Annotated in this window: 18 protein-coding genes; 9 read left to right on the top strand and 9 right to left on the bottom strand. The window is 61.5% G+C overall.

Annotated features, from left to right (window positions below):
- Nucleotides 1–373: 373 nt before the first annotated feature.
- Together ABIB49_RS18525 and ABIB49_RS18520 are read left to right on the top strand one after the other, a co-directional pair.
- Nucleotides 374–1,804 (top strand): APC family permease, encoded by a 1,431-nt coding sequence (locus ABIB49_RS18525; RefSeq protein ID WP_354157585.1) that lies wholly within the window; start codon nucleotides 374–376, stop codon nucleotides 1,802–1,804.
- A complete protein-coding gene (locus ABIB49_RS18520) occupies nucleotides 1,801–2,538 on the top strand; it encodes an IclR family transcriptional regulator (RefSeq protein ID WP_354157584.1) in 738 nt (245 codons plus the stop codon). The genes ABIB49_RS18525 and ABIB49_RS18520 overlap by 4 nt, the downstream gene beginning before the upstream one ends.
- A gap of 253 nt (nucleotides 2,539–2,791) precedes the next feature.
- Here ABIB49_RS18520 and ABIB49_RS18515 read toward each other — a convergent pair whose 3' ends face one another.
- The 7 genes from ABIB49_RS18515 to hxlB all read right to left on the bottom strand — a co-directional run bounded on the left by ABIB49_RS18515 (nucleotide 2,792) and on the right by hxlB (nucleotide 9,010).
- A complete protein-coding gene (locus ABIB49_RS18515; RefSeq protein ID WP_354157583.1) occupies nucleotides 2,792–3,412 on the bottom strand; it encodes an MBL fold metallo-hydrolase in 621 nt (206 codons plus the stop codon).
- A complete protein-coding gene (locus ABIB49_RS18510; protein WP_354157582.1) occupies nucleotides 3,409–4,515 on the bottom strand; it encodes an S-(hydroxymethyl)mycothiol dehydrogenase in 1,107 nt (368 codons plus the stop codon). The genes ABIB49_RS18515 and ABIB49_RS18510 overlap by 4 nt, the downstream gene beginning before the upstream one ends.
- Before the next feature lie 101 nt (nucleotides 4,516–4,616).
- Entirely contained in the window at nucleotides 4,617–5,609 is a 993-nt protein-coding gene (locus ABIB49_RS18505) for a glucose-6-phosphate dehydrogenase assembly protein OpcA (protein WP_354157581.1), read from the bottom strand.
- Entirely contained in the window at nucleotides 5,606–7,183 is a 1,578-nt protein-coding gene (gene zwf, locus ABIB49_RS18500) for a glucose-6-phosphate dehydrogenase (protein ID WP_354157580.1), read from the bottom strand. Before zwf ends, ABIB49_RS18505 begins: the two co-directional genes overlap by 4 nt.
- A 46-nt stretch (nucleotides 7,184–7,229) precedes the next feature.
- Nucleotides 7,230–7,445: a hypothetical protein gene (locus ABIB49_RS18495; protein ID WP_354157579.1), complete on the bottom strand. Its 216-nt coding sequence runs from the start codon at nucleotides 7,443–7,445 to the stop codon at nucleotides 7,230–7,232.
- Between the two features lie 258 nt (nucleotides 7,446–7,703).
- On the bottom strand, nucleotides 7,704–8,327 hold the full coding sequence (gene hxlA / locus ABIB49_RS18490) for a 3-hexulose-6-phosphate synthase (protein ID WP_354157578.1): 624 nt from the start codon (nucleotides 8,325–8,327) through the stop codon (nucleotides 7,704–7,706).
- An 83-nt stretch (nucleotides 8,328–8,410) separates the two neighbouring features.
- Complete coding sequence (gene hxlB, locus ABIB49_RS18485) at nucleotides 8,411–9,010, bottom strand: 6-phospho-3-hexuloisomerase (RefSeq protein ID WP_354157577.1); 600 nt, start codon at nucleotides 9,008–9,010, stop codon at nucleotides 8,411–8,413.
- Between the two features lie 383 nt (nucleotides 9,011–9,393).
- On the opposite strand from hxlB, the gene ABIB49_RS18480 reads away from it, so the two are divergent.
- The 7 genes from ABIB49_RS18480 to ABIB49_RS18450 all read left to right on the top strand — a co-directional run bounded on the left by ABIB49_RS18480 (nucleotide 9,394) and on the right by ABIB49_RS18450 (nucleotide 16,400).
- Complete coding sequence (locus tag ABIB49_RS18480) at nucleotides 9,394–10,167, top strand: FadR/GntR family transcriptional regulator (protein ID WP_354157576.1); 774 nt, start codon at nucleotides 9,394–9,396, stop codon at nucleotides 10,165–10,167.
- Nucleotides 10,168–10,336: 169 nt separating this feature from the next.
- Complete coding sequence (locus tag ABIB49_RS18475; protein WP_354157575.1) at nucleotides 10,337–11,044, top strand: cache domain-containing protein; 708 nt, start codon at nucleotides 10,337–10,339, stop codon at nucleotides 11,042–11,044.
- Between the two features lie 473 nt (nucleotides 11,045–11,517).
- Nucleotides 11,518–13,014, top strand: coding sequence for an APC family permease (locus ABIB49_RS18470; RefSeq protein ID WP_354157574.1), 1,497 nt, complete (start codon nucleotides 11,518–11,520; stop codon nucleotides 13,012–13,014).
- A 532-nt stretch (nucleotides 13,015–13,546) separates the two neighbouring features.
- Nucleotides 13,547–13,927, top strand: a complete 381-nt coding sequence (locus tag ABIB49_RS18465; protein ID WP_197515771.1) for a cupin domain-containing protein — start codon at nucleotides 13,547–13,549, stop codon at nucleotides 13,925–13,927.
- A gap of 9 nt (nucleotides 13,928–13,936) precedes the next feature.
- Nucleotides 13,937–14,422 (top strand): dimethylamine monooxygenase subunit DmmA family protein, encoded by a 486-nt coding sequence (locus tag ABIB49_RS18460; RefSeq protein WP_354157573.1) that lies wholly within the window; start codon nucleotides 13,937–13,939, stop codon nucleotides 14,420–14,422.
- Nucleotides 14,419–15,405, top strand: a complete 987-nt coding sequence (locus ABIB49_RS18455; RefSeq protein ID WP_354157572.1) for a PDR/VanB family oxidoreductase — start codon at nucleotides 14,419–14,421, stop codon at nucleotides 15,403–15,405. The genes ABIB49_RS18460 and ABIB49_RS18455 overlap by 4 nt, the downstream gene beginning before the upstream one ends.
- The gene (locus tag ABIB49_RS18450) at nucleotides 15,402–16,400 is read left to right on the top strand and encodes a heme-dependent oxidative N-demethylase family protein (RefSeq protein WP_354157571.1); all 999 of its coding nucleotides are present in this window, start codon (nucleotides 15,402–15,404) and stop codon (nucleotides 16,398–16,400) included. Before ABIB49_RS18455 ends, ABIB49_RS18450 begins: the two co-directional genes overlap by 4 nt.
- A 99-nt stretch (nucleotides 16,401–16,499) precedes the next feature.
- Here the strand turns inward: ABIB49_RS18450 and istB are convergent, their stop codons facing one another.
- Both istB and istA read right to left on the bottom strand, forming a co-directional pair.
- Complete coding sequence (gene istB / locus ABIB49_RS18445) at nucleotides 16,500–17,231, bottom strand: IS21-like element helper ATPase IstB (protein WP_354157570.1); 732 nt, start codon at nucleotides 17,229–17,231, stop codon at nucleotides 16,500–16,502.
- Nucleotides 17,228–18,694, bottom strand: coding sequence for an IS21 family transposase (gene istA / locus ABIB49_RS18440; protein WP_354157569.1), 1,467 nt, complete (start codon nucleotides 18,692–18,694; stop codon nucleotides 17,228–17,230). The genes istB and istA overlap by 4 nt, the downstream gene beginning before the upstream one ends.
- Nucleotides 18,695–19,215 lie beyond the last annotated feature (521 nt).

The raw sequence follows: 19,215 nt of genomic DNA, 5'->3' as shown, positions 1-19,215 counted from the left end.
GCCAACGACTGTGCTGGAAATCTGCCTTTGAGGACGCCCGGACAGAAGACCCAGTGGAGCTCTACTCTGAACTCCCCTGGCGTGACGCCGATCACTCATTCCGTCCGTGTAGAAAAAATTACGCCACAGAATTCATCTAGGCGAGCCGTTTATAGCTATTCGCGTGAGAACTTCAGGGCCACCTCTTCCCACCTCAGTTAACATGTTGGAAACATTTGGAACCAAGGCCGCGCGCATCCACGCGGCGCCCGCGGTGCTAAAGTTTGGCACCTCAGGCTTGTGACTTGCGTCTCCAGCAAGCAAGCCGAGCGTGAGGGAAAGTTGGTACCTGGTGTCTGCCCGTGCTGATCGGTTCATCACTCCCCATTCCCCAGTGGAGGGTCTGAACCGCCGGAAACTCTCATTCCTGCCGGTTTTTGCACAGGCGATAGCCGCGGTGGCGCCCGCGGGTGCCATGTCTGTCATTCCGGCTCTTGTCTTTCCGGGTCTTGTCTTTGGATCCAGTGGACCTAACCTGGTGCTGACATTCGGTGCAGCCATGGCGGTCATGGTTCTGGTTTCATTCTGTCTGAGACCGATGGCAAAGCGCATGGCTGCAGTCAGCGGCCTCTACAGCTACACGGCGAAAGGACTTGGCCAGCGGACAGCAATTACCGCTGGCTGGTCCGCCATGTTCGGGTACGCCGTCGTCGCCATGGCCGGCCTACTAGTTGTCGGCACATACGTCGTTCAGCTGTTCATCAACCTTGGGGTGACCCCCGCAGACTCCAGAGTCGTCACTGTGCTCGTTATTCTTGCCACGGCGTCCGCCGCCTGTTTCCTCATGGTTAGGGGAATCCAGATATCCGCGTGGGCCACGTTGTTGATGGAGTCCATTTCAATTGGAGTCCTCGCCGTCCTCATGCTTGCTTACTTCGCCTTTCACGCGCCGAAGGTTAACGTCGAGAGCTTGTTTGTCTGGACCGGGAATTTAGACTTGTTACCAATCGGAATCGTCGTGGCTGTAAGTGCCTTTGTCGGCTTCGAAAGCCCGACCACACTGGGAGGCGAGGCGCAGCGGCCTTTCGTCAGCGTCCCAAGGGCCATCACGTGGACCCCCATCATGGCGGGCGTGCTTTATCTTTTGGCCGTAGTCTCCCAGGACGTGGCCCTCAAAGGGGCACCGCCAAACATCGTAGCCAGCTCCACTCCGTTGTCCGATTTGTTTTCCCAGACTTCCCCCGTGTTCGCCGCAGTCCTTGACCTGGGCATCGCAGCATCCTGGTTTGCGTGCACGATCGCATCGGTAAATGCCCTTGCTCGGATAGTTTTCTGTATGGGAAGAGAAGGGATTGCGCCGCGACTGTTCGGCACCACGCATCCCGCCTTTCGAACCCCCTCCGCGGCAATCATTTGCGTAATGCCGGTAGTTGCCATGGTTCCGATCGCGATCATCATCTCTGGTACCAGTCCTGAGCGGGGCCTGGTGGACCTGTTCACCCTGGGCGCCTACGGTTACCTTGGCTCCTATATTTTGGCCAGCGCATCCCTACCCTTCTTCCTGCGCCGAATAGGAGAAAACACTCACGTAAGCTGGATATTGGGAGCGTTATCCACCGTGACCCTCGGGGCCGTGCTCTGGACGGCGGCGGCGGCTTCAGTTCGCACAGGCAACCTGCAGGCTGTCATCTATGGTGGTGTCGTGCTCGGCAGCATCATTTATGCCACGTTCCTGCACCGCCGGCTACCCGAGCGTCTGGCGGCCGTGGGCATCTACGACGAGACCCGGGAATTAGACCTGTTTCGTGGCGGGCCCGACCGATGAACTATAGGGCAACGCATTCCAATGCAGCGTCAAACTCCTTCCGGATCCTGGAGATCGTGGCACGGCTCGGAACGGGGACTACGGCGAAAGAGATCACGAATGCTTTGCAGATGCCCCAGGCGACCGCCTACCGGATTCTGAATTCGCTCGTCGCGGACGAATATTTGGTCCGCACATCTAACCTCCGCGGATTCGCGCTCGGACACGCTCTGTCAGGCTTGGTTACGGCAGCGACGCCCCCCACCGTTCCCACCGCGGCCCGAACCGTCATAGAGAAATTCCGAAGCGGAAACCGTTTTGCAGTGCACCTAATCATGTTCCGGAACGCTTCCCTCCGAATCGCAGATGAAGATCCCGATTATCCGCTCCACTCAGTATTCGAAATGCTTCGGTATCCACACAGCTCTGCGGCAGGGAAACTGATGCTTGCTGAACTTGCCGATTCCGCACCCCCATTCCCGAAAGGGCCGCTGATGCAACTGACACAGCACACCATCACGGACAGGGGTCAATTGGAAAAACAACTCGCGGAAATAAGGATCAAGGGCGAGGCCTCGGAAATTAACGAATTAGAGCAAGGATCTGCCAGCCTGGCGCTTCCAGTAAGACTGCCTAACGAACCGGTCGGCGCAGCCCTCTGCCTCTCCAGTCCTGCAGAACGGTTTGCCATAATCTGCGAACACTCGGAAGCGGCCCGCGACCTGACATCACGACTGGCACCTTTGCTGTTCTGAATAGAAGTCGAAAGGGAACGAGCCCGGCATTCCCTATGGCTGCATACCGACAGCCATAACTCAGTACTGCGGGCCAACGCCAAACGCAGAACTCGGTCCCGAGTGCGCTTCGTGTCCGATTAGGCAACGGACAACCGGGGTAGTTCATAAACCGGCCAGTCAGCTAATGCGGATCCGTGGATGCTCTCGCCACCCTCCCAGTGGCCGGTTGCGCCGGATCCGTCCTAGCGCCCTCGACAACCTCGATATGTCCTTACTGCGGGATTCTGTCCAGGGTGTCGCGCTCGGCCCCGATAGTGGTGTTCTCACCATGGCCGGTGCGGACCACCGTTTCAGGCGGAAGGGTCAGCAGCCGTTCCCGAATCGAAGCAACAATCGTGTTGTAGTCGCTGTAGGAACGCCCTGTGGCACCCGGACCGCCGCTGAACAGCGTGTCTCCAGTGAACACGGTTCCTTCGCTTTCCAGGTAGAAGCAGCTGGAGCCCGGAGAGTGGCCAGGGGTGTGGATGGCCCGCAGGGTTACCCCGCCCACCTTGAACACGTCGCCGTCGGCCAGCTCCTCGTCCGGTTTGTGGTCCGGGTAGACCTGTTCCCACAGCATGAGGTCATCAGGGTGCAGATGGATGGGGGCATCCACTGCCGCCGCGAGCTCCCGCGCCGGGCCGATGTGGTCATTGTGGGCGTGGGTCAGCAGGATGGCCAGGACCTTCCGGCCCCGGACCTGGTTGATGATCGCGCCTGCATCGTGCGGCGAATCGATGATCACGCACTCATCCTCGTTGCCCACAATCCAGACGTTGTTGTCCACGTCCCAAGTGCCGCCGTCGAGCGAAAACGTGCCCGAAGTGACGAGGTTTTCGATGGTGACGCTCATGAGAGCTCCTTCAGAGTCTGTAGTTCGACAACCGAGCGCAGGACCTTGCCGTCATGCATCTTGGCAAAGGCTTCCTCCACCTGGTCAATGGTGATGCGTTCGGTGACAAAGGCATCCAGGTCCAGGTTGCCCTGCCTGTAATGCGCCACGAGCATGGGGAAATCACGTGAGGGCAGGCAGTCCCCATACCAGGAGGACTTCAGCGACCCGCCCCGCCCAAAGACGTCCAGCAGGGGCAGCTCGATCTTCGCGTCCGGTGACGGAACCCCCACGAGCACCACGCGGCCGGCGAGGTCGCGGGCGTAGAACGCCTGCTTGTAGGTTTCGGGACGTCCGACGGCGTCGATCACCAGGTCGGCGCCGTGGCCTCCCGTCAGCGCGCGGATGGCTTCGACAGGATCCTCCCGGCTCGAGTCGACTCCGTGGGTGGCGCCCAGGGACCTGGCCATGTCCACCTTGTTGGCGTCGATGTCCACGGCAATGATCGTGGTGGCGCCGGCCAGCTTTGCCCCGGCGATTGCGGCGATGCCCACACCGCCGCAGCCGATCACGGCCACAGACTCGCCACGCTTGACCTCGCCGGTGTTGATGGCGGCGCCGATGCCGGCCATCACGCCGCAGCCGAGGAGCCCGACGGCGGCAGCATCGGCGTCGTCGTCCACTTTCGTGCACTGCCCGGCGGCGACGAGTGTTTTCTCGGCAAAGGCGCCAATGCCGAGCGCGGGCGACAACTCGGTGCCGTCCTCCAGGGTCATCTTCTGCGTCGCGTTGTGGGTGTTGAAGCAGTACTGCGGCTGTCCCTTGGCGCACGCCCGGCACTGGCCGCAGACGGCACGCCAGTTCAGGATGACCCTGTCCCCTGGCGCCACTTCGGTGACGTCCGGGCCCACCGCGCTGACCACGCCGGTAGCCTCGTGACCCAGCAGGATGGGGAAGTCGTCCGTGATGCCGCCCTGCTTGTAGTGCAGGTCGGTATGGCAGACCCCGCACGTGAGGATGTCCACCAGTGCCTCGCCCGGTCCCGGATCCGGGACCAGAATAGTCTCGAGCGAAACCGGGGCATTCTTCTCCCGGGCGATGACGGCCTGAACTTTATGGGCCATTTCTTGTGTTCCTTTCGTGGATCCAGCCGGCACCGGTGAATCGGCACCAAGTGCCAATCTAACTGGCGCGTTGGGGTTCCAGGCCTCGGTGGCGCGGTCCTTTAGACTGCGACCAGTGATAAGGCGTCTCCGTTGCGTCTGGGCTCCCCGCTGCACGTGAACGTCAGGTCGGTTTCTTGGTGGATATTGGAAGTACCAAGACTACGAACCGTTTCGCCGAAGACGTCGTCGGGGTCGAGTCGGCGGAGTTCTTCGGCGAGGCAGTCCTTCAGGCTCCGGCGGGGCAGGGAGATCCGCTGCACGGGCTGTCCGGGCTGGGTCAGTTCCGCCACGGTGAGGCCGGGCCGGAACAGTTGGATGTCGCCCGCGGTGCGGGTCAGGCGCACGCGCCGGATCCCGGTGCCGGCAGGGTCCGCCACGATCGTGACCGGGGCGTCGAGGGCCAGAGTCAGCCAGGCCGCCAGCAGGATCGTGCTGGGGGAGTCTGAGGCGCCTTCGACGGCGACGGCCGTCACGGGTGAGCCGTCGACCTGGTCCAGGACCGCGGCGAGCTGAATCCGCCAGTTGGTCAGGCGGGTCCAGGCCAGGTCCGTGTCGCCGGCTTTGTAGGTGCGGCGGATGTTCTCCAGGGCGCGCTGCGGATCGGATTCGTTGGCCGAGTCGGTGATCCGGCGGTGCGCGATCCGGCCGACGGACGTCTCGCAGGCGTTTTTTGGGGCGCCGTGCGGCCACCAGGCCACGATCGGCGCGTCGGGCAGCAGCAGGGCCGCGACGAGGGATTCGCTTTCCTCCGCGAGTTCGCCGTAGCCGCGGAGCAGGATGACCTCGGAGGCTCCGGCGTCGCCGCCCACCCGGATCTGGGCATCGAGCCGGGTCGGGGCCTTGGCGCCGGCGTCGGCGAGGACGATGATCCGGCAGGGGTGTTCCCGGCTGGCCTCGTTGGCGGCCTCGATGGCCTCCTCCTCCAGCCCGGACTTGGTGACAACCACGAGGGTCAGCACCCGGCCCAGGGCAATCACGCCGCCCTGCTCGCGCAGGGCCATGATCTTCTTGGAAATCTTGGAGGTGGTGGTGTCGGGAAGATCTACGATCATGGCCTTCTCCAGGTTCGTCCGTCACGGGCAAGGAGCTCGTCGGCGGAGGCAGGTCCCCAGCTTCCGGGGGCGTAGGGTTCGGGCTGGTCGTCCAGGGACGCCCAGTAGTCCTCGAACGGGTCCAGGATCTTCCAGGACAGCTCGACTTCCGCATGGCGGGGGAACAGCGGCGGCTCGCCGAGCAGCACATCGAGGATGAGCCGTTCGTAGGCCTCCGGGCTGGATTCCGTGAAGGAGTGGCCGTAGCCGAAGTCCATCGTGACGTCGCGGACCTCCATCTGCGTGCCGGGAACCTTGGACCCGAACCGGATGGTGGCGCCCTCGTCCGGCTGGACCCGGATGACCACGGCGTTCTGGCCGAAGTCGTCCTCGCCGTGGTCGGTGAAGAGCAGGTTGGGGGCACGTTTGAGCACCACGGCGATCTCCGTCACCCGGCGGCCCAGCCGCTTGCCGGCGCGCAGGTAAAACGGCACCCCGGACCAGCGCCGGGTGTTAATGTCCACCCGGATCGCGGCAAACGTCTCGGACTTGGAGTCGGCCGGGATACCCTCCTCTTCCAGGTACCCCACGACCTTTTCGCCGCCCTGCCAGCCGCCGGTGAACTGCCCGCGCGCCGAGTGGGTGGACAGGTCCTCGGGGAGCCGGACGGCGGCCAGGACCTTTTCCTTCTCGGCGCGCAGGTCATCGGCGTTGAAGGAAATCGGCTCCTCCATCGCGGTGAGCGCCAGGAGCTGCAGCAGGTGGTTCTGGATGACGTCGCGGGCCGCGCCGACGCCGTCATAGTATCCCGCCCGGCCGCCGGTACCGATGTCCTCGGCCATGGTGATCTGGACGTGGTCGACGTAGTTCGCGTTCCAGAGCGGTTCAAAGAGCTGGTTGGCGAAGCGCAGCGCCAGGATGTTCTGCACCGTCTCCTTGCCCAGGTAGTGGTCGATCCGGAACACCGCGTCCGGCGGGAACACCGATTCCACGATGTCGTTGAGCTGCCGGGCCGACTCGAGGTCATGCCCGAACGGCTTCTCGATCACGACGCGGCGCCACTTGTCACCCTCGGCCTGGGCCAGTCCGTGCTTTGAGAGCTGCCGGCAGACCAGTTCGAACGCCTTCGGCGGGATGGAGAGGTAGAACGCGTGGTTGCCGCGCGTCCCACGCCGCTCATCGAGTTCATCGATGGTTTCGGACAGCCGCTTGAAGGCACCGTCGTCGTCGAACTCCCCCTGCACGAACCGGATGCCCTGCGCGAGCTGCTCCCACACCTTTTCATCGAACGGGGTGCGGGCGTAGGCCTTGACCGCGGCCTTCACCTCGGCGGCGAAGTCCTCGTTCTCCCAATCCCGCCGCGCGAAGCCCACCAGGGCAAAGCTCGGCGGCAGCAGCCCGCGGTTCGCCAGGTCGTACACGGCCGGCATCAGTTTCTTCCTCGCGAGGTCCCCCGTGACCCCAAACAGGACCAGCGACGACGGTCCCGCAATACGGTTCAGGCGCCGGTCCCGCGGATCCCTCAAAGGATTACGGCCCGATTTTCCGGTTCGCGGCCCGGACGCCACGCTTGAATCAACGAAGGTAAGTGGCATTGCTGCTTCTAACTTTTGAAAAGGCAGTGTGGTCGCGGCACGACGGTCACGAGAGTATCTGCTCGCGGGTCTCCCCGTAAGGAACAGTGTCGCTGAGCGCGAGGGTGTAACGGTTCGGCTCATGGCGGGTGACCAGAATGCCCGCATAGCAATGGGGCATTGCTATCTGCCTGAGCGTGGACTCTGCATCGTCGAGCAACTCGTAGAGTCGACCGGGCTCAGTGACGACGACTTCCAATTTGTGTGTGGCCTGACTACGCATGATGAACAGATTCCTTCCTAGGGTGAGGATCCCCTATCTGCCGACCCCCATCCTGGGGTGTCGTGTTCTTGGATCGGGGTTCAGTGCGCCCGGGAATCGTCTTAGTTCTTCCACCGAACTGCCCGCGGTGACGTTTGACCGCGGGCAGTACAGGTAAGACATCCCGGCCGCAGACCCCAATCAAGGGGTGGCTGTAGCCCCGGAGGGGCGTCCCGCGGCTGTTGGGAGTGCGGGACGCCTCCGTCAACCGGCTGCTGGTTAGTTGATGGCGGCGCGGAGCTGCTTGGCTGCCAGTGCCGGGTCGGCTGCGCTGTAGATGGCGCCGCCGGCGACGGCGACATCGGCGCCGGCCTTCTGGACGTCTGCGATGGTGGCGAGCTTCACGCCGCCTGCCACGGAGAACGGAACGCGGGCTTCTGCGCCGGCGCGCAGCAGTCCGTTCAGGTCGAAGCCGGGCTTGGCCTGCTCGTCCAGGCCAGCGTGCATCTCAACGAACTTCGCACCCAGGGCGCGGACTTCCTTGGCGCGGGTCACCTTGTCCTCGACGCCGATGAGGTCAACGACAACACCCTTGTTGTGAGCCTTGGCAGCCTTGACTGCGCCGGCGATGGTGGAGTCGTCGGCTGCACCGAGCACGGTGACCAGGTCAGCGCCGGCCTTGAAGGCGATGTCGGCTTCGAGTTCGCCGGCGTCCATGGTCTTGAGGTCAGCGAAAACAACCTTGTCCGGGTGGGCGTTCTTCATCGCGGTGACGACGGAGAGGCCTTCGGCCTTGATCAGCGGGGTACCGAGCTCAATGATGTCAACGAATTCGGCAACCTGGCCGGCGAGTTCGAGGGCCGCTTCGGTGGTCAGCAGGTCGATAGCAACTTGGAGCTTCATGATGGTGTTTTCTTTCTGTTGGGGAATGCGGTGGGTGTTGAAAATTGAGTGGAAAATGCAGTAGGTGAAATGTGGGCCTCGGTTTATTCGAGGTTTGCGTGCCTGAGCCAGAGCTCTTCGGCTGGTACATCCGTGTTGTCCCACAGGGACTGGAAGAGGGCTTCGGTGGCGAGGAACAGTACCTGCTCGAAGAGGGACCCTGAATACTGTCGGGAAACGCTGGAGCCGTGGTCGGTCTTCTGGGCTGCGGGAATGATTACCAGCGCATCGGCGAGTCCGGCAAGTGGTGAACTCGCGTTGGTGGTGAACGCGGCAATCCGCGCCCCGGCCTTCGCCGCTGTTTCCGCTGACTTGACCACTCCCGAGGTCGTTCCCGATCCGGAGGCCACCAGGAGCAGGTCGCCGGAACTGATAGCAGGAGTCGTGGTGTCACCAGCGATGTGGACGTTCAGGCCCAGGTGCATCAGCCTCATGGCGGCCATCCGCAGGACGAGACCGCTCCGGCCGGCACCGGCGATGAACACGCGGCCTGGTTGGGTAAGGTGGCGGGCCAGGTCAGCAATCTGCTGTTCGTCGATCTTGGCCGCTGTATCCGCGATCTCGTCCTTGACGAGAGCGAGATTCCGGACGATGTCGTCCGTGGTGCTGTACCCGGTACGCGTCGCATTTGCTGTCGGATTCACGGTTTGTCCTTTCCATTCGGTTGTCAGCCTGGAGCGGCCGAACGATGCTTTGCGGTTGATATCCATAATCCCGAAGCAGAAGGGCAGGGGTAACACTGTTTTCTGACGGTTTTAACTACACTTAAGGATTGGTATCAGTGAGGTGGGCGGCGTAGCTGCGTCTCATGGACCCATACAGCCCTCTGCTACTGCCACCATCAGGACCTCCGGGACGACGGCCGAGTTGGTGGGGCCACCTGGAAGGGGGGTCCACTCAGGCCGGGGATCGAGTAGTGAGGGATTACTTTGAATAGGTTCGTAACAGCGGCCAAAGTCCAGAAAAGTTCGGCCCGGACTGGTTTAGGATTGACCAAACCCGTTAGCCCATTTCGGAGCGCAGACTCTTGGCCTCGCCAACCCCATTCCAATCCCAGATATACCGGTCCTTACCGGAAATTGAGAGGGCCGATGCGATCGTCGAAAGAATTTCCAAGGCCATTGGCCTTGGTCTTCTTAAAGTAGGCGAACGCTTACCGCCCGAAGCCGCGCTCTCGGACATGTTTGGGGTCGGCGGCGCCACCCTTCGGGAGGCTTTGGCGGAGCTGCGGGACCAGGGAGTCGTGGAGACCCGCAGAGGCCGGAGCGGCGGAACCTTTATCGTCAACCAGCCGCCAACCAAGACCGACGCCATACGGAAGTGGTTTCTATCCACCTCCATTTCGGAGATACGAGACATCGGCGACGAGCACTCGGCCATAGCCGCCGCGACCGTCCGTCTGGCCTGTGAGCGCGCCGAACCACACGACGTCGATCGTCTTCAGGAACTTGCGCGGGCACTGGTTCTGGCCACAACCCCTCGGGTGCGTGCACCTGCCGACAGCCGCTTCCACATCGAATTAGCAGTATCCGCGCGATCACCCCGGTTAGTCAGTGCGGAGATCCGCCTTCAGCAAGAAACAGTTCAACAGATATGGACCCCTCTCGCCTCCTCACTTGACCCCGAGGCGGCAACCGCTGAACATCTGGAGCTAGTCCGGGCCGTGGGCCAGGACCAACCCGAAAGGGCCCAGACGCTGGTACGGGAGCATATTAAGCGGAACATTTATCACCTGATCGACACCAAACTCAGTCTGGGTTACGCTGCGTCAAGTGAAATGGCCGATGACCTCCAGGAGTAGCATTTGACCGCGAACCTGCAACCGCCAACACTTGAAACCGGCCAGGGGCAGTAACCAGGACCAATCCAAGAATGCCCAAAAACCCGGGATCTGAGCACACTAGGCGAGGCACCTCTCCTCTGACTCCAATGCCCACCTCGCGTTACGCCAAATCTACCCAGGACGGCCAATGAACACCGACGACGAAGTCGTACATGCTGCCGATGCCCTCACTGCTTGGATAAACGGCGTCGCCGACGAAACCAAGAAGCTTTCCAAGGACGTTGCCTCGCTGGTGGAACGAAATCTCGCGGGAAAGTCCAAGGTCGGTAAAACTGTACTGGTCGGACTGGACGAAGTCGCGCGGGCGTTCTTGGTGGCGAACTCTTTTGCTGTGGGCGCCGGGACGTTCTTCGCCACGGAGTCCGTCGAGGAGGGCGGCCGGGCTTTGGAATGGTGGTTCCGTAAGAACTCCGGCGCCTTGGAAAGGCTTGTTGCTGATCGGACTCCAGGGAGCAATCGATACTACGACTATGAAAAGCTGCCGTTCTTCTCCACCGCCGCTACCACAGGTGAGCAGACTGTCTGGGGCCCGTACATCGACTATCTCGGCTTCGAGGACTACGTCCTTACGTTCACGGCACCTTTTTCCCTCCACGGACACTTCGCGGGGGTCGCTGGCTGCGACATCAGGATCAAGGACCTAGAACCCCTCATCATGCCCAGTTTGCGCGCCGTCTCAAGCGATGCCGCCCTCATCAACGCCAGCAACCGCGTCATTCTCGGCAACTCAGGGAAGTACCTGGTTGGCGAGCGAATCAGACCTGGAGCTCCAAACCAGCGTCAGACGCCTCTGGATGTTCCCCATTTGGGACTATCGCTGGTCTACACAAAGTAGCTTCGCGCTCCCGAAGTAGCGAAGCAGGGGGTGCTGGAGGGTCTGCTGGGAACGGAAACGCTAGCGAGAAGGGACCTCTTGGACAAAGGGTAGACCAACCAGAAATAAATTCTCGCAAAACCTGTTGAACTGCAGCTATTAGTTGTAACCTCTGTGAGTGATGCATTTCACAAAGGATGCCGCCGTAACCACTCGCAGGTCTTGCTCAAGATCCCGAACCAGGAAGAGTCTTCTCCGACTAGCCACACCCACGCCGAAGTCGGTGCAAATTCAACCCAGTTGGTGGCTTCCTACCGCGCATACCCCCGCGTCTTCCAGATCCTTGCATTGAGGAGCGCGTTGGGCTTTGAACCAATGGCCCCCACCTGTTCCGCAGGAGGTATGCGGCCAATCGCCCGCGTACCCGTTTGCCGGCAGGACCAGTTATGCGTCCACATTAATAATCGAATTTAGGCTTTCTAAGGGAGATTTTTATGAGTGAAAATGGTTTAAACGGGGTCGACCACCTTGAAAGGTCGATCGACTGGAAGCAGGGCATGGCAATCGCTATGGGTGTGCCCTTGCTGATTTTGCCGTCGCTGGGCTACTTTCCGATGTACGTGTCCGCCGCAGCGATACTTATCTGGGGCTTATCGGTCCTTCAGGGTTTCGTGCAGAACGCCGCCTACGCCGAATTGGCTACTACCTTTCCGAAGGCTTCCGGCCTGCCAGGTTTTGCGCAGCATGTGTTTCGCACCAAGAACTACCAAGGCAAGTACGACAAGGGCAAGCTGATCGGAGGCTTCACCGCCTGGAGCTACTGGTTTGCCTGGAACCCAGTACTGGCGATCTTCGCAATCCTGGTCGGCGGTTACCTTCATGGGCTGTTTCCGGTGCTGGGTGAGACATTTACCGAGTATCAACTCGCGCTGATATCCGGTGGGGTGATTTTCGCCGGACTGTTCGTGGTTAACTGGTTCGGCCTGAAGGATGGCGCCATGCTGGGATACGTCCTGGCGGCCGTGTCACTGATACCGCTGGTTATCCTGGCCGTGGCGCCTTTTGCTACCGGACACGTTGACATGGCCAACATCACCGGCAACTGGTGGCCGACTGACTGGGTCTGGGATATGCACCATATCCTGATTCTCTTTGGCATCTTCGGTATCGCACAGTGGAGTGCCTGTGGCTGGGAAACGGCGGCCATCTACGGCCCTGAATACAAGAACCCTTCCAAAGATGTCCCCAAGGCTCTGCTTGCCTGCGGCATCATCTGCCTCATCCTGTACGTACTGGTACAAACCTCGGTGATCGGCGTTCTCGGTGTTGAGGGTGTCCAGGCCGAGCATGTATCACCCCTGATTCCAGTCGCCCAGGCTGTCTTTGGCGAAGCCGGTTCCATGGTGACCATCATCATGTTGATCGCCGCCATGGTCCTCATCATCCAGACCGCTTACCTGGGTTCCTCCCGCGCCATGCACTCCATGTCAATGGAAGGCAACCTTCCGAAGGTTTTCGGGAAAACCAACCGCCACGGGACCCCATTCATTGCGCTGCTCGTCACCGCAGCATTTAATGTGGTGCTGATTTCCATGGGGTCCATGGCAGCAATTCTCGCCGCTGCCGCGATCGGTTACACCTTTGCCAACGGCATCAGCCTGTTCGCCTACGTCAAGGCTAAAAAGGACCCGGCCTTCGCTGGTCTGGAACGACCCTTCAAAGCACCCAAGGGCTGGAAAAATGTCGCCATGCTCTTCGGCCTATTCAATGTGCCACTATGCCTGCTCGGCGTGGTCTACCTGAACAGCCTGGAAATCGGCTGGACCTCCACCTGGCTCGGCTTCATCGTACTGTCCCTATACATACCCATCTGGTGGTATTCACAGCACGAATCAAGAGGCTCAAACAACAAAACAGCCCTTGCCTCGCTATCAGGCACGGATTCGGGTAAGGATGCCGCAGACCCCGAATGGGTTCTGGATCCCCGATAAACGAACAGGCATCTAGTACTTCGGGGCGCGAGGTCGCTTACGACATGCCAAGGCCCGGGTAGGGGCCAGCTCCTCGGATTCTTCGTGCGTAAGCAACTGCTGTCCCATAGGCAGGAGCGGCAGGCCGGTCATGGACCGTCCCGCCCTCCTGCCGCGCTCAGGAGCGGCATTTTTGAGCATCCCGTTGGGCTGTTGCGTACTTCAAGGGGCGCTTCACAAGAAAGCCCGACGGGTTCGTCCAGCATGATGCGGTCGCCTCATTGACAGCTTCCGCCTAACAGCTGCCGTGGATCACATAACTGATGAGCCAAATGCATATTTTTATAAAAAAGTCTGGACTAGATGAATTCTGTGACGTAGCTTTGCTATTGGGATGAGGCCAGTGATTCAGATCACATGGAGGGTCCGATTAGAGCTCGCCCGGCCCTCGAGAACAGAGGAAACCGCGATCCGCGATGATCTTCCCGAAACGACACCCGCGTTCTGACCTCAAGATGACCCGCCTTCCCAAGCACTATTCAAAGGAGAAATCATGGAAACCACCCTCGTAGGAACACTCAGTAAAGCTGGATCCATCCACAAGGTGGAAGGCGGCTATATCGGGCTGCCGTCCATGAACGAACCTGGAACGGTCGCTGCGATCGGCGACTCCCTCCACAATCCGGAGGGGTCCGTCATGAGCGCCGGATTCTTCGAACTGAAGGCTTCCGAGCCCTTGGTGTACACGTACACCTACGACGAGATGAAGGTCGTCGTGCAGGGTGAATTCATCCTTACCGACCAGTCGACGGGAGAGGTCACACACGCAAAAGAGCGCGACGTGCTGTTCTTCCCCAAGGGCACAACGGTCAAGTTTGAGACCCCTGAGTACGCTCTGGGGTTCTTCACCGGCCACCGCTCCTTCGCCCCGTAAGGACCGACCATGCGTTCCGTGTCCATGCCGTCGGCAATAGGCGCCGGCGTGGAACCTGGTTTCCGCGGTGTCATCTGTGTAACTTTCGGCTCCACAGGTGACACCGCGGGTCTAGACGCCGGGGTCCAGCCCCGGCACGATCTCCATTTCAAAGCCGCAACCGCGGACACACTCTCGGAGTTGAGATGTGCGCTCGGAAGTTCGCACGTCGGGGTCCGCCTCGTGCTTGCTGGCCCCCCGGCGGACATCCGGGCAGCCGCAGCCGCCGCCGCGGAATGTGGACTGCAGCAGGAGGAAATGACCCTGCTGAGTGACGACACCGCCCCGCGGGTTATTTACTGCCCGCATTGCCATTCCACCACCAAAACCGTCCGCGCAGCCGGCTCGGAGGTGCAGTGCCAGGGATGCGGCACGGTCATGGCCACCACTGATCACTTTTCGCGCCGGCTTGGCGCGTACCTAGGGTACTCCGCTTATGCCGAGGAGGCATCATGACTATCACGGCGCTGCCGATCAGTGCGCATCCAGCCGTGGCGGGAGGTCTGCAGCTGGAGGTGACGAAGGTCGCCGTTCAGACGGAATCGATCGTCAGTATTACGCTGGCTGACCCAGCGGGCCGGAAACTGCCGTCGTATGTTCCGGGGAGCCACCTGGTGGTCCAGTACGGAAGCGGCGTAAATGCCTATTCGCTCACGGGTTCTGGCAACGGCCCGTCGGATTACACCATCTCGGTCCTTCGGGTCGAAGACGGTGCCGGCGGTTCGGTAGCCATGCACCGGCTCTCAGCCGGTGACCGTGTTCAGGTGTCGCGACCCCGGAGCGCCTTTGCCCCGGCATCAACAGCAACGCATCATCTGCTTGTTGCTGCAGGAATCGGAATCACACCGATTCTTTCGCATGCAAGGGCCGCTGTCGAACGGGGCACTCAAGCTTCCCTGATCTACGTCCACCGGCCAGCGGCCGGAGCTCACCTCGCGGAAGCCAAGGAGTTGTTAGGGTCGGGACTGACCGCGCTCATTGAGTGTACCGATCGCGGCAGTTTCGAGAAGGTTCTGACGGAATCGCTCACGACCCAGAGCTTGGGAACCCACCTCTATGTCTGCGGCCCGACTGCCTTCATGGATGCGGTTCTGGACCAGGCGCGTGAGCTTGGATGGACATCGGCGAGGCTGCACTCGGAAGCCTTCGGCGCGGCCGAGCTGGACGACGGCGAACCCTTCGCAGTGAACCTGGTTCGCAGCGGCCTCAGATTAGAGGTTCCCGCCGGCGTGTCGCTGCTGGAGACACTCGAAAGGGCAGGAAAGAGCATCCCCAACATGTGCCGCAAAGGCATTTGCGGTGACTGTGTCCTGCCCGTCCTTCGAGGAACCCCACTGCACCGGGATCTCTACCTCACCGACGAGGAAAAGGCCGCTAACACTGCCATGATGTGCTGCGTTTCACGCAGCGTAGACCCAGAATTGGAGTTGGACCTTTGAGCATCACCATCGACAAAGACCCTGACATTGCTGTCCTCCCGGAACGCATCAGACGCTTTCCCTTCCCTTTTACCGGTGACAGCTACCGCTACAGCGCTAACGTCGAACCGGCCAACAAAACCGTGCCCACAGACGCTGGCGCCTGGGGGGCCGGGCTCATCGATATCGATGAGTTCTACCTCCCTGAACTGGCGGACCGCGACCAGATCCTGACCCGCGACCCCTCACGCATGCAGGTCCTGCCCCACATGCGCCCGGCTGTGTGGGACACGATCGCCACCCTGCTACCCACCATGGCACAGGAATACCCGGACATCATGTCCTTCCATCGCGAAGGAAACGCCTGCCGCTGGCAGAACACCCTGCAGGGCCTCGACATTGAGTTCACCGTCGGCGACGATGACTCGCTGCCCATGGGCCCACTGCGGTTCCTGGGCAGCCAGATCCAGGATGACATCGTTCTCCTCGACGTTAGAGACAACACGATGTGGCTCGACGCCGGCCTGGTCAGCTTCGCCGCGGATTGGTCCTTCGGATTCGACGTCGGCATGAACTTCCTCGAGATCCACCACCCCGTCCCGCGGGTCAAAGAAGAGAACATCATCCTTCGCGCGGAGCAATTCCTCCTGCGGCTGCAACCCGGAGAACAGTTCCGCAGGACAAACTGGACTATGACTATCGGTCAGCGCTTGGACACCTCCACCGAAACCTACCCTGAGTGGGGCCCCGACCGCGGAACCATTGCCACGGATCCTGACCTGCCCAACAAGCTCCACCTCCGAGTGGAAGTCCAGCACCTGATCCGCCTCCCACACACTGGGGTTCTGCTGTTCCTGATCCGGAGCTACCTCCTGCCCCTCGCCGACATCGCCAAGGTACCTGCGTGGCGAGAAAAGCTGGGCCACGTGTTGGCCGAACTACCGGAGGACATGGCCGAGTACAAAGGCATCATTCGCTACCGGAAAGCGGCAGCTGATTGGCTGCTGGCTGGCTGATCAGGCAACGCAACCTGTGTTTCGTCAACTTTATGTCGGCCATTTCAGCGCTAAGAATCAGGCCACCGCGGCACGTTTCCAGGCCATTTCAGCAGTTGGCTATTTCATGAGGGCGTTCTTGACCCGGTAGGACTCACCACGGAACTGCAGCAGCCGCCCGTGGTGGACCAGCCGGTCGATAACGGCGGCGGCCATGTTGTCGTCCCCGAACACGGTTCCCCAGCGGGAAAACTCCAAATTGGTGGTGATGATCAGGCTGCGCTTTTCATACCCGTCCGCGATTATCTGGAACAAGAGCCTTGCTCCCTCGGTATCGATCGGCAGGTAGCCCAGTTCGTCAATTGCGAGGAGCTGGTTTTTGGCCAGGGATGCGAGCTCCTTGTCCAGCCGGTCCTCGTCCTTGGCCCTGCGCAGCATCATGACCAGGGCGGAGGTGGTGAAGAACCTGGCCGGGATGCCCTGCCGGCAGGCGGCTGCCACCAGGGCGGTGGCCATGTGGGTTTTGCCGGTGCCGACGTCCCCGTAGAGGACCAGGTCCTGGGCCCGGGTGATGAACTCCAGTGATTCGAGTGACTCGCGTCCGTAGTCCTCGGGGAACCTGACACTGGTGTAATCGAATCCTGTGAGTGTTTTCAGGGCCGGGAGCCTCGCGGATTTCAGCAGCCGCTGGCGTCGTGATTCGAGCCGGGATTCGTGTTCAGCGACCAGGACCCCGTGCAGGTATTCGCGTTGTTTCGGGGTGCCTTTCTCTGCCCATTCGGTCAGCACGCTGCCGGTCAGGGCGGCGTGCTTGCCCGCCTCAAGGAGGTCCTGGACGGTGACCGGGTTCACGCGACTTCTCCCGTGCTGGTGTCCCTGGTGGTGAAGGTGTCATAGACGCTCAAATCCACGTTGGCGGCCGCCGGTTCAGTCCCGTGCGCCAGCCGGCGGGCCAGCATCCCCAGCGCTGCCATGTCCGGGGCGTCCCCGCGCTGGATCAGGGTGTCGGCGGCCTGGACTGCGGCGTCGAAGCCGGCGGACCCTGACGCGGCATCCACCGCGTTGAGCAGCCGGCGCCGGTCCGTGGCCGTTGCCGCATCCAGCCAATCGCGCACCGGGTCGGTGACCAGGGCCCGCAGCGGGGAATGACCCCACGCACCGGGCTTGGTCACCAGCAACGGCAGCAGGGATGCCGGTTCGAAGATCGTCTCGGCCTGCCGTCCGAAGGCCCGCGGGAAGGACCGGACGGGCTCGGAGTGCTCATCGAGGATCTCGATGATGTCGTGGCGCAACCCGACGGTGAGGTTCCGGCTGTGGAAGGCGGGCCCGGCGGCGTAGGTGTTCCCGTCAATGAGCAGGTTCCCGGTCTTGTCAGCCTTGCGGGACTCGTAGCGCACCGGGTCGAACCCGACCCCGGGCAATGCCAGGGACGCCGCCACGTCCTGGATGAACAACTCGCCCAAGGCCAGGCCCTTGCGGTAGTGCGTGGTGCTGGACAAGGCATCGCACCGACCCAGCAAAACATCGTTGAGCCCAGCCAAGGTGGCGGCCTCCGGTTCTGGGACCATGAGATTGCGGCGCAGGAAACCCACCGCGTTCTCCACGTTGCCTTTCTCATGTCCCGAATACGGGTTGCAGTAGCGGGACTCGGAGCGGTAGTGCAGCTTGAACGCGCCGAACAGCTTCGTCTCCACGACCTTGGTGCCCAACCGGTGTCCGATGCCGGTGGCATTGTCAAAGACCAGGTGCCGGGGTGCGGCCCCGATGTGTTCGAACACCCTGCGCAGCCCGTGGCAGACGCATTCAGCGGTCTCGCCCCGGTACCCCTGCACGAAGCGCTTGTTCGAGAACGGGAAGGTCACCACCAGGATGTGCAGGACCTGCCGGATCCCGGCGATGATCGCCTCTGCCTGCCCGAAGTCGACCTGTGCCGTGCCGGCGGGCCAGACCAGTTCCGTGAAGCCCTCTCCGGCCTGCCGGTTCCGGGCCGCCCATTTCTTCACGTGCCGCTGGACCGGGGAATACGTGCCGGTGAAACCATGCTCGGCCACGAGACGGTCAAAGATGCGCTTGGCCGTATGGCGCTGCTTGCGCGGCCGGCGCTGGTCCTCGCCCAGCCACTGCTCAATGATGCGCTCGAACCCGGTCAACACCGAGCCCCCGGGCCGGGCCAGCGGTGCCGGCGGTGCCGGGGAGAAGTCCTGCTGCTCCGCGTACCTGGCCACCGAATCACGACTCACCCCCAACCTCCGGGCGATCTCACGCCCCGGGACTCCCTGGGAATCGAGTCTTCTGATATTTTCTTGAACGGACATGGGTACCGTCATCTGCTTTCCAGCCCTTCCGGCGCACACGCTTCGCAATGGCAGCGCCGTAAGGAACCTATCTGGGGTGGCGGGCCCATGTTCCCAACACTCTGGGAACGGCCCGGGCCACCGGGTGATCTCTATATCTGCGCACTCCCCGAATCCATGATCTGGAGGGGAAATGCCTGGCCTGATTCTTAGCGCTCTTTTGGCAGGAAACCAGCCACCAACTCGGCAGGATTTCCAAGCTGAAACGGCCTACGAATAGTCGATCACACACAGCAACCCGTGCCGACCCAGACGATATGGGCGCCGGTGAACCGCCTGCGTAGGTTTCACAGACTCTTCGGTGATAGCTGGAGTCCACAAGTGCAAGTATAAATAAGTCTGGACTAAATGATTTACATCGCGTAGCTTTGCCGCAAGGAGGAGCGCGTGATCGGCGTCACGCCAGGGGAGTTCAGAGTAGAGCTCCACTGGGTCTTCTGTCCGGGCGTCCTCAAAGGCAGATTTCCAGCACAGTCGTTGGC

Source organism: Arthrobacter sp. UYCu512 (assembly GCF_040547075.1).
In the GTDB taxonomy this organism is placed as follows: domain Bacteria; phylum Actinomycetota; class Actinomycetes; order Actinomycetales; family Micrococcaceae; genus Arthrobacter.
This window is presented reverse-complemented; position numbering and strand designations above follow the sequence as displayed.

Coding starts and splice junctions, on each gene's coding strand:
- zwf (WP_354157580.1), bottom strand. CDS start 7,183: ATGCCACTTACCTTCGTTGATTCAAGCGTGGCGTCCGGGCCGCGAACC.
- ABIB49_RS18505 (WP_354157581.1), bottom strand. CDS start 5,609: ATGATCGTAGATCTTCCCGACACCACCACCTCCAAGATTTCCAAGAAG.
- istA (WP_354157569.1), bottom strand. CDS start 18,694: ATGTCCGTTCAAGAAAATATCAGAAGACTCGATTCCCAGGGAGTCCCG.
- ABIB49_RS18455 (WP_354157572.1), top strand. CDS start 14,419: ATGACTATCACGGCGCTGCCGATCAGTGCGCATCCAGCCGTGGCGGGA.
- ABIB49_RS18460 (WP_354157573.1), top strand. CDS start 13,937: ATGCGTTCCGTGTCCATGCCGTCGGCAATAGGCGCCGGCGTGGAACCT.
- ABIB49_RS18465 (WP_197515771.1), top strand. CDS start 13,547: ATGGAAACCACCCTCGTAGGAACACTCAGTAAAGCTGGATCCATCCAC.
- ABIB49_RS18495 (WP_354157579.1), bottom strand. CDS start 7,445: ATGCGTAGTCAGGCCACACACAAATTGGAAGTCGTCGTCACTGAGCCC.
- ABIB49_RS18520 (WP_354157584.1), top strand. CDS start 1,801: ATGAACTATAGGGCAACGCATTCCAATGCAGCGTCAAACTCCTTCCGG.
- ABIB49_RS18470 (WP_354157574.1), top strand. CDS start 11,518: ATGAGTGAAAATGGTTTAAACGGGGTCGACCACCTTGAAAGGTCGATC.
- ABIB49_RS18475 (WP_354157575.1), top strand. CDS start 10,337: ATGAACACCGACGACGAAGTCGTACATGCTGCCGATGCCCTCACTGCT.
- ABIB49_RS18515 (WP_354157583.1), bottom strand. CDS start 3,412: ATGAGCGTCACCATCGAAAACCTCGTCACTTCGGGCACGTTTTCGCTC.
- ABIB49_RS18510 (WP_354157582.1), bottom strand. CDS start 4,515: ATGGCCCATAAAGTTCAGGCCGTCATCGCCCGGGAGAAGAATGCCCCG.
- hxlA (WP_354157578.1), bottom strand. CDS start 8,327: ATGAAGCTCCAAGTTGCTATCGACCTGCTGACCACCGAAGCGGCCCTC.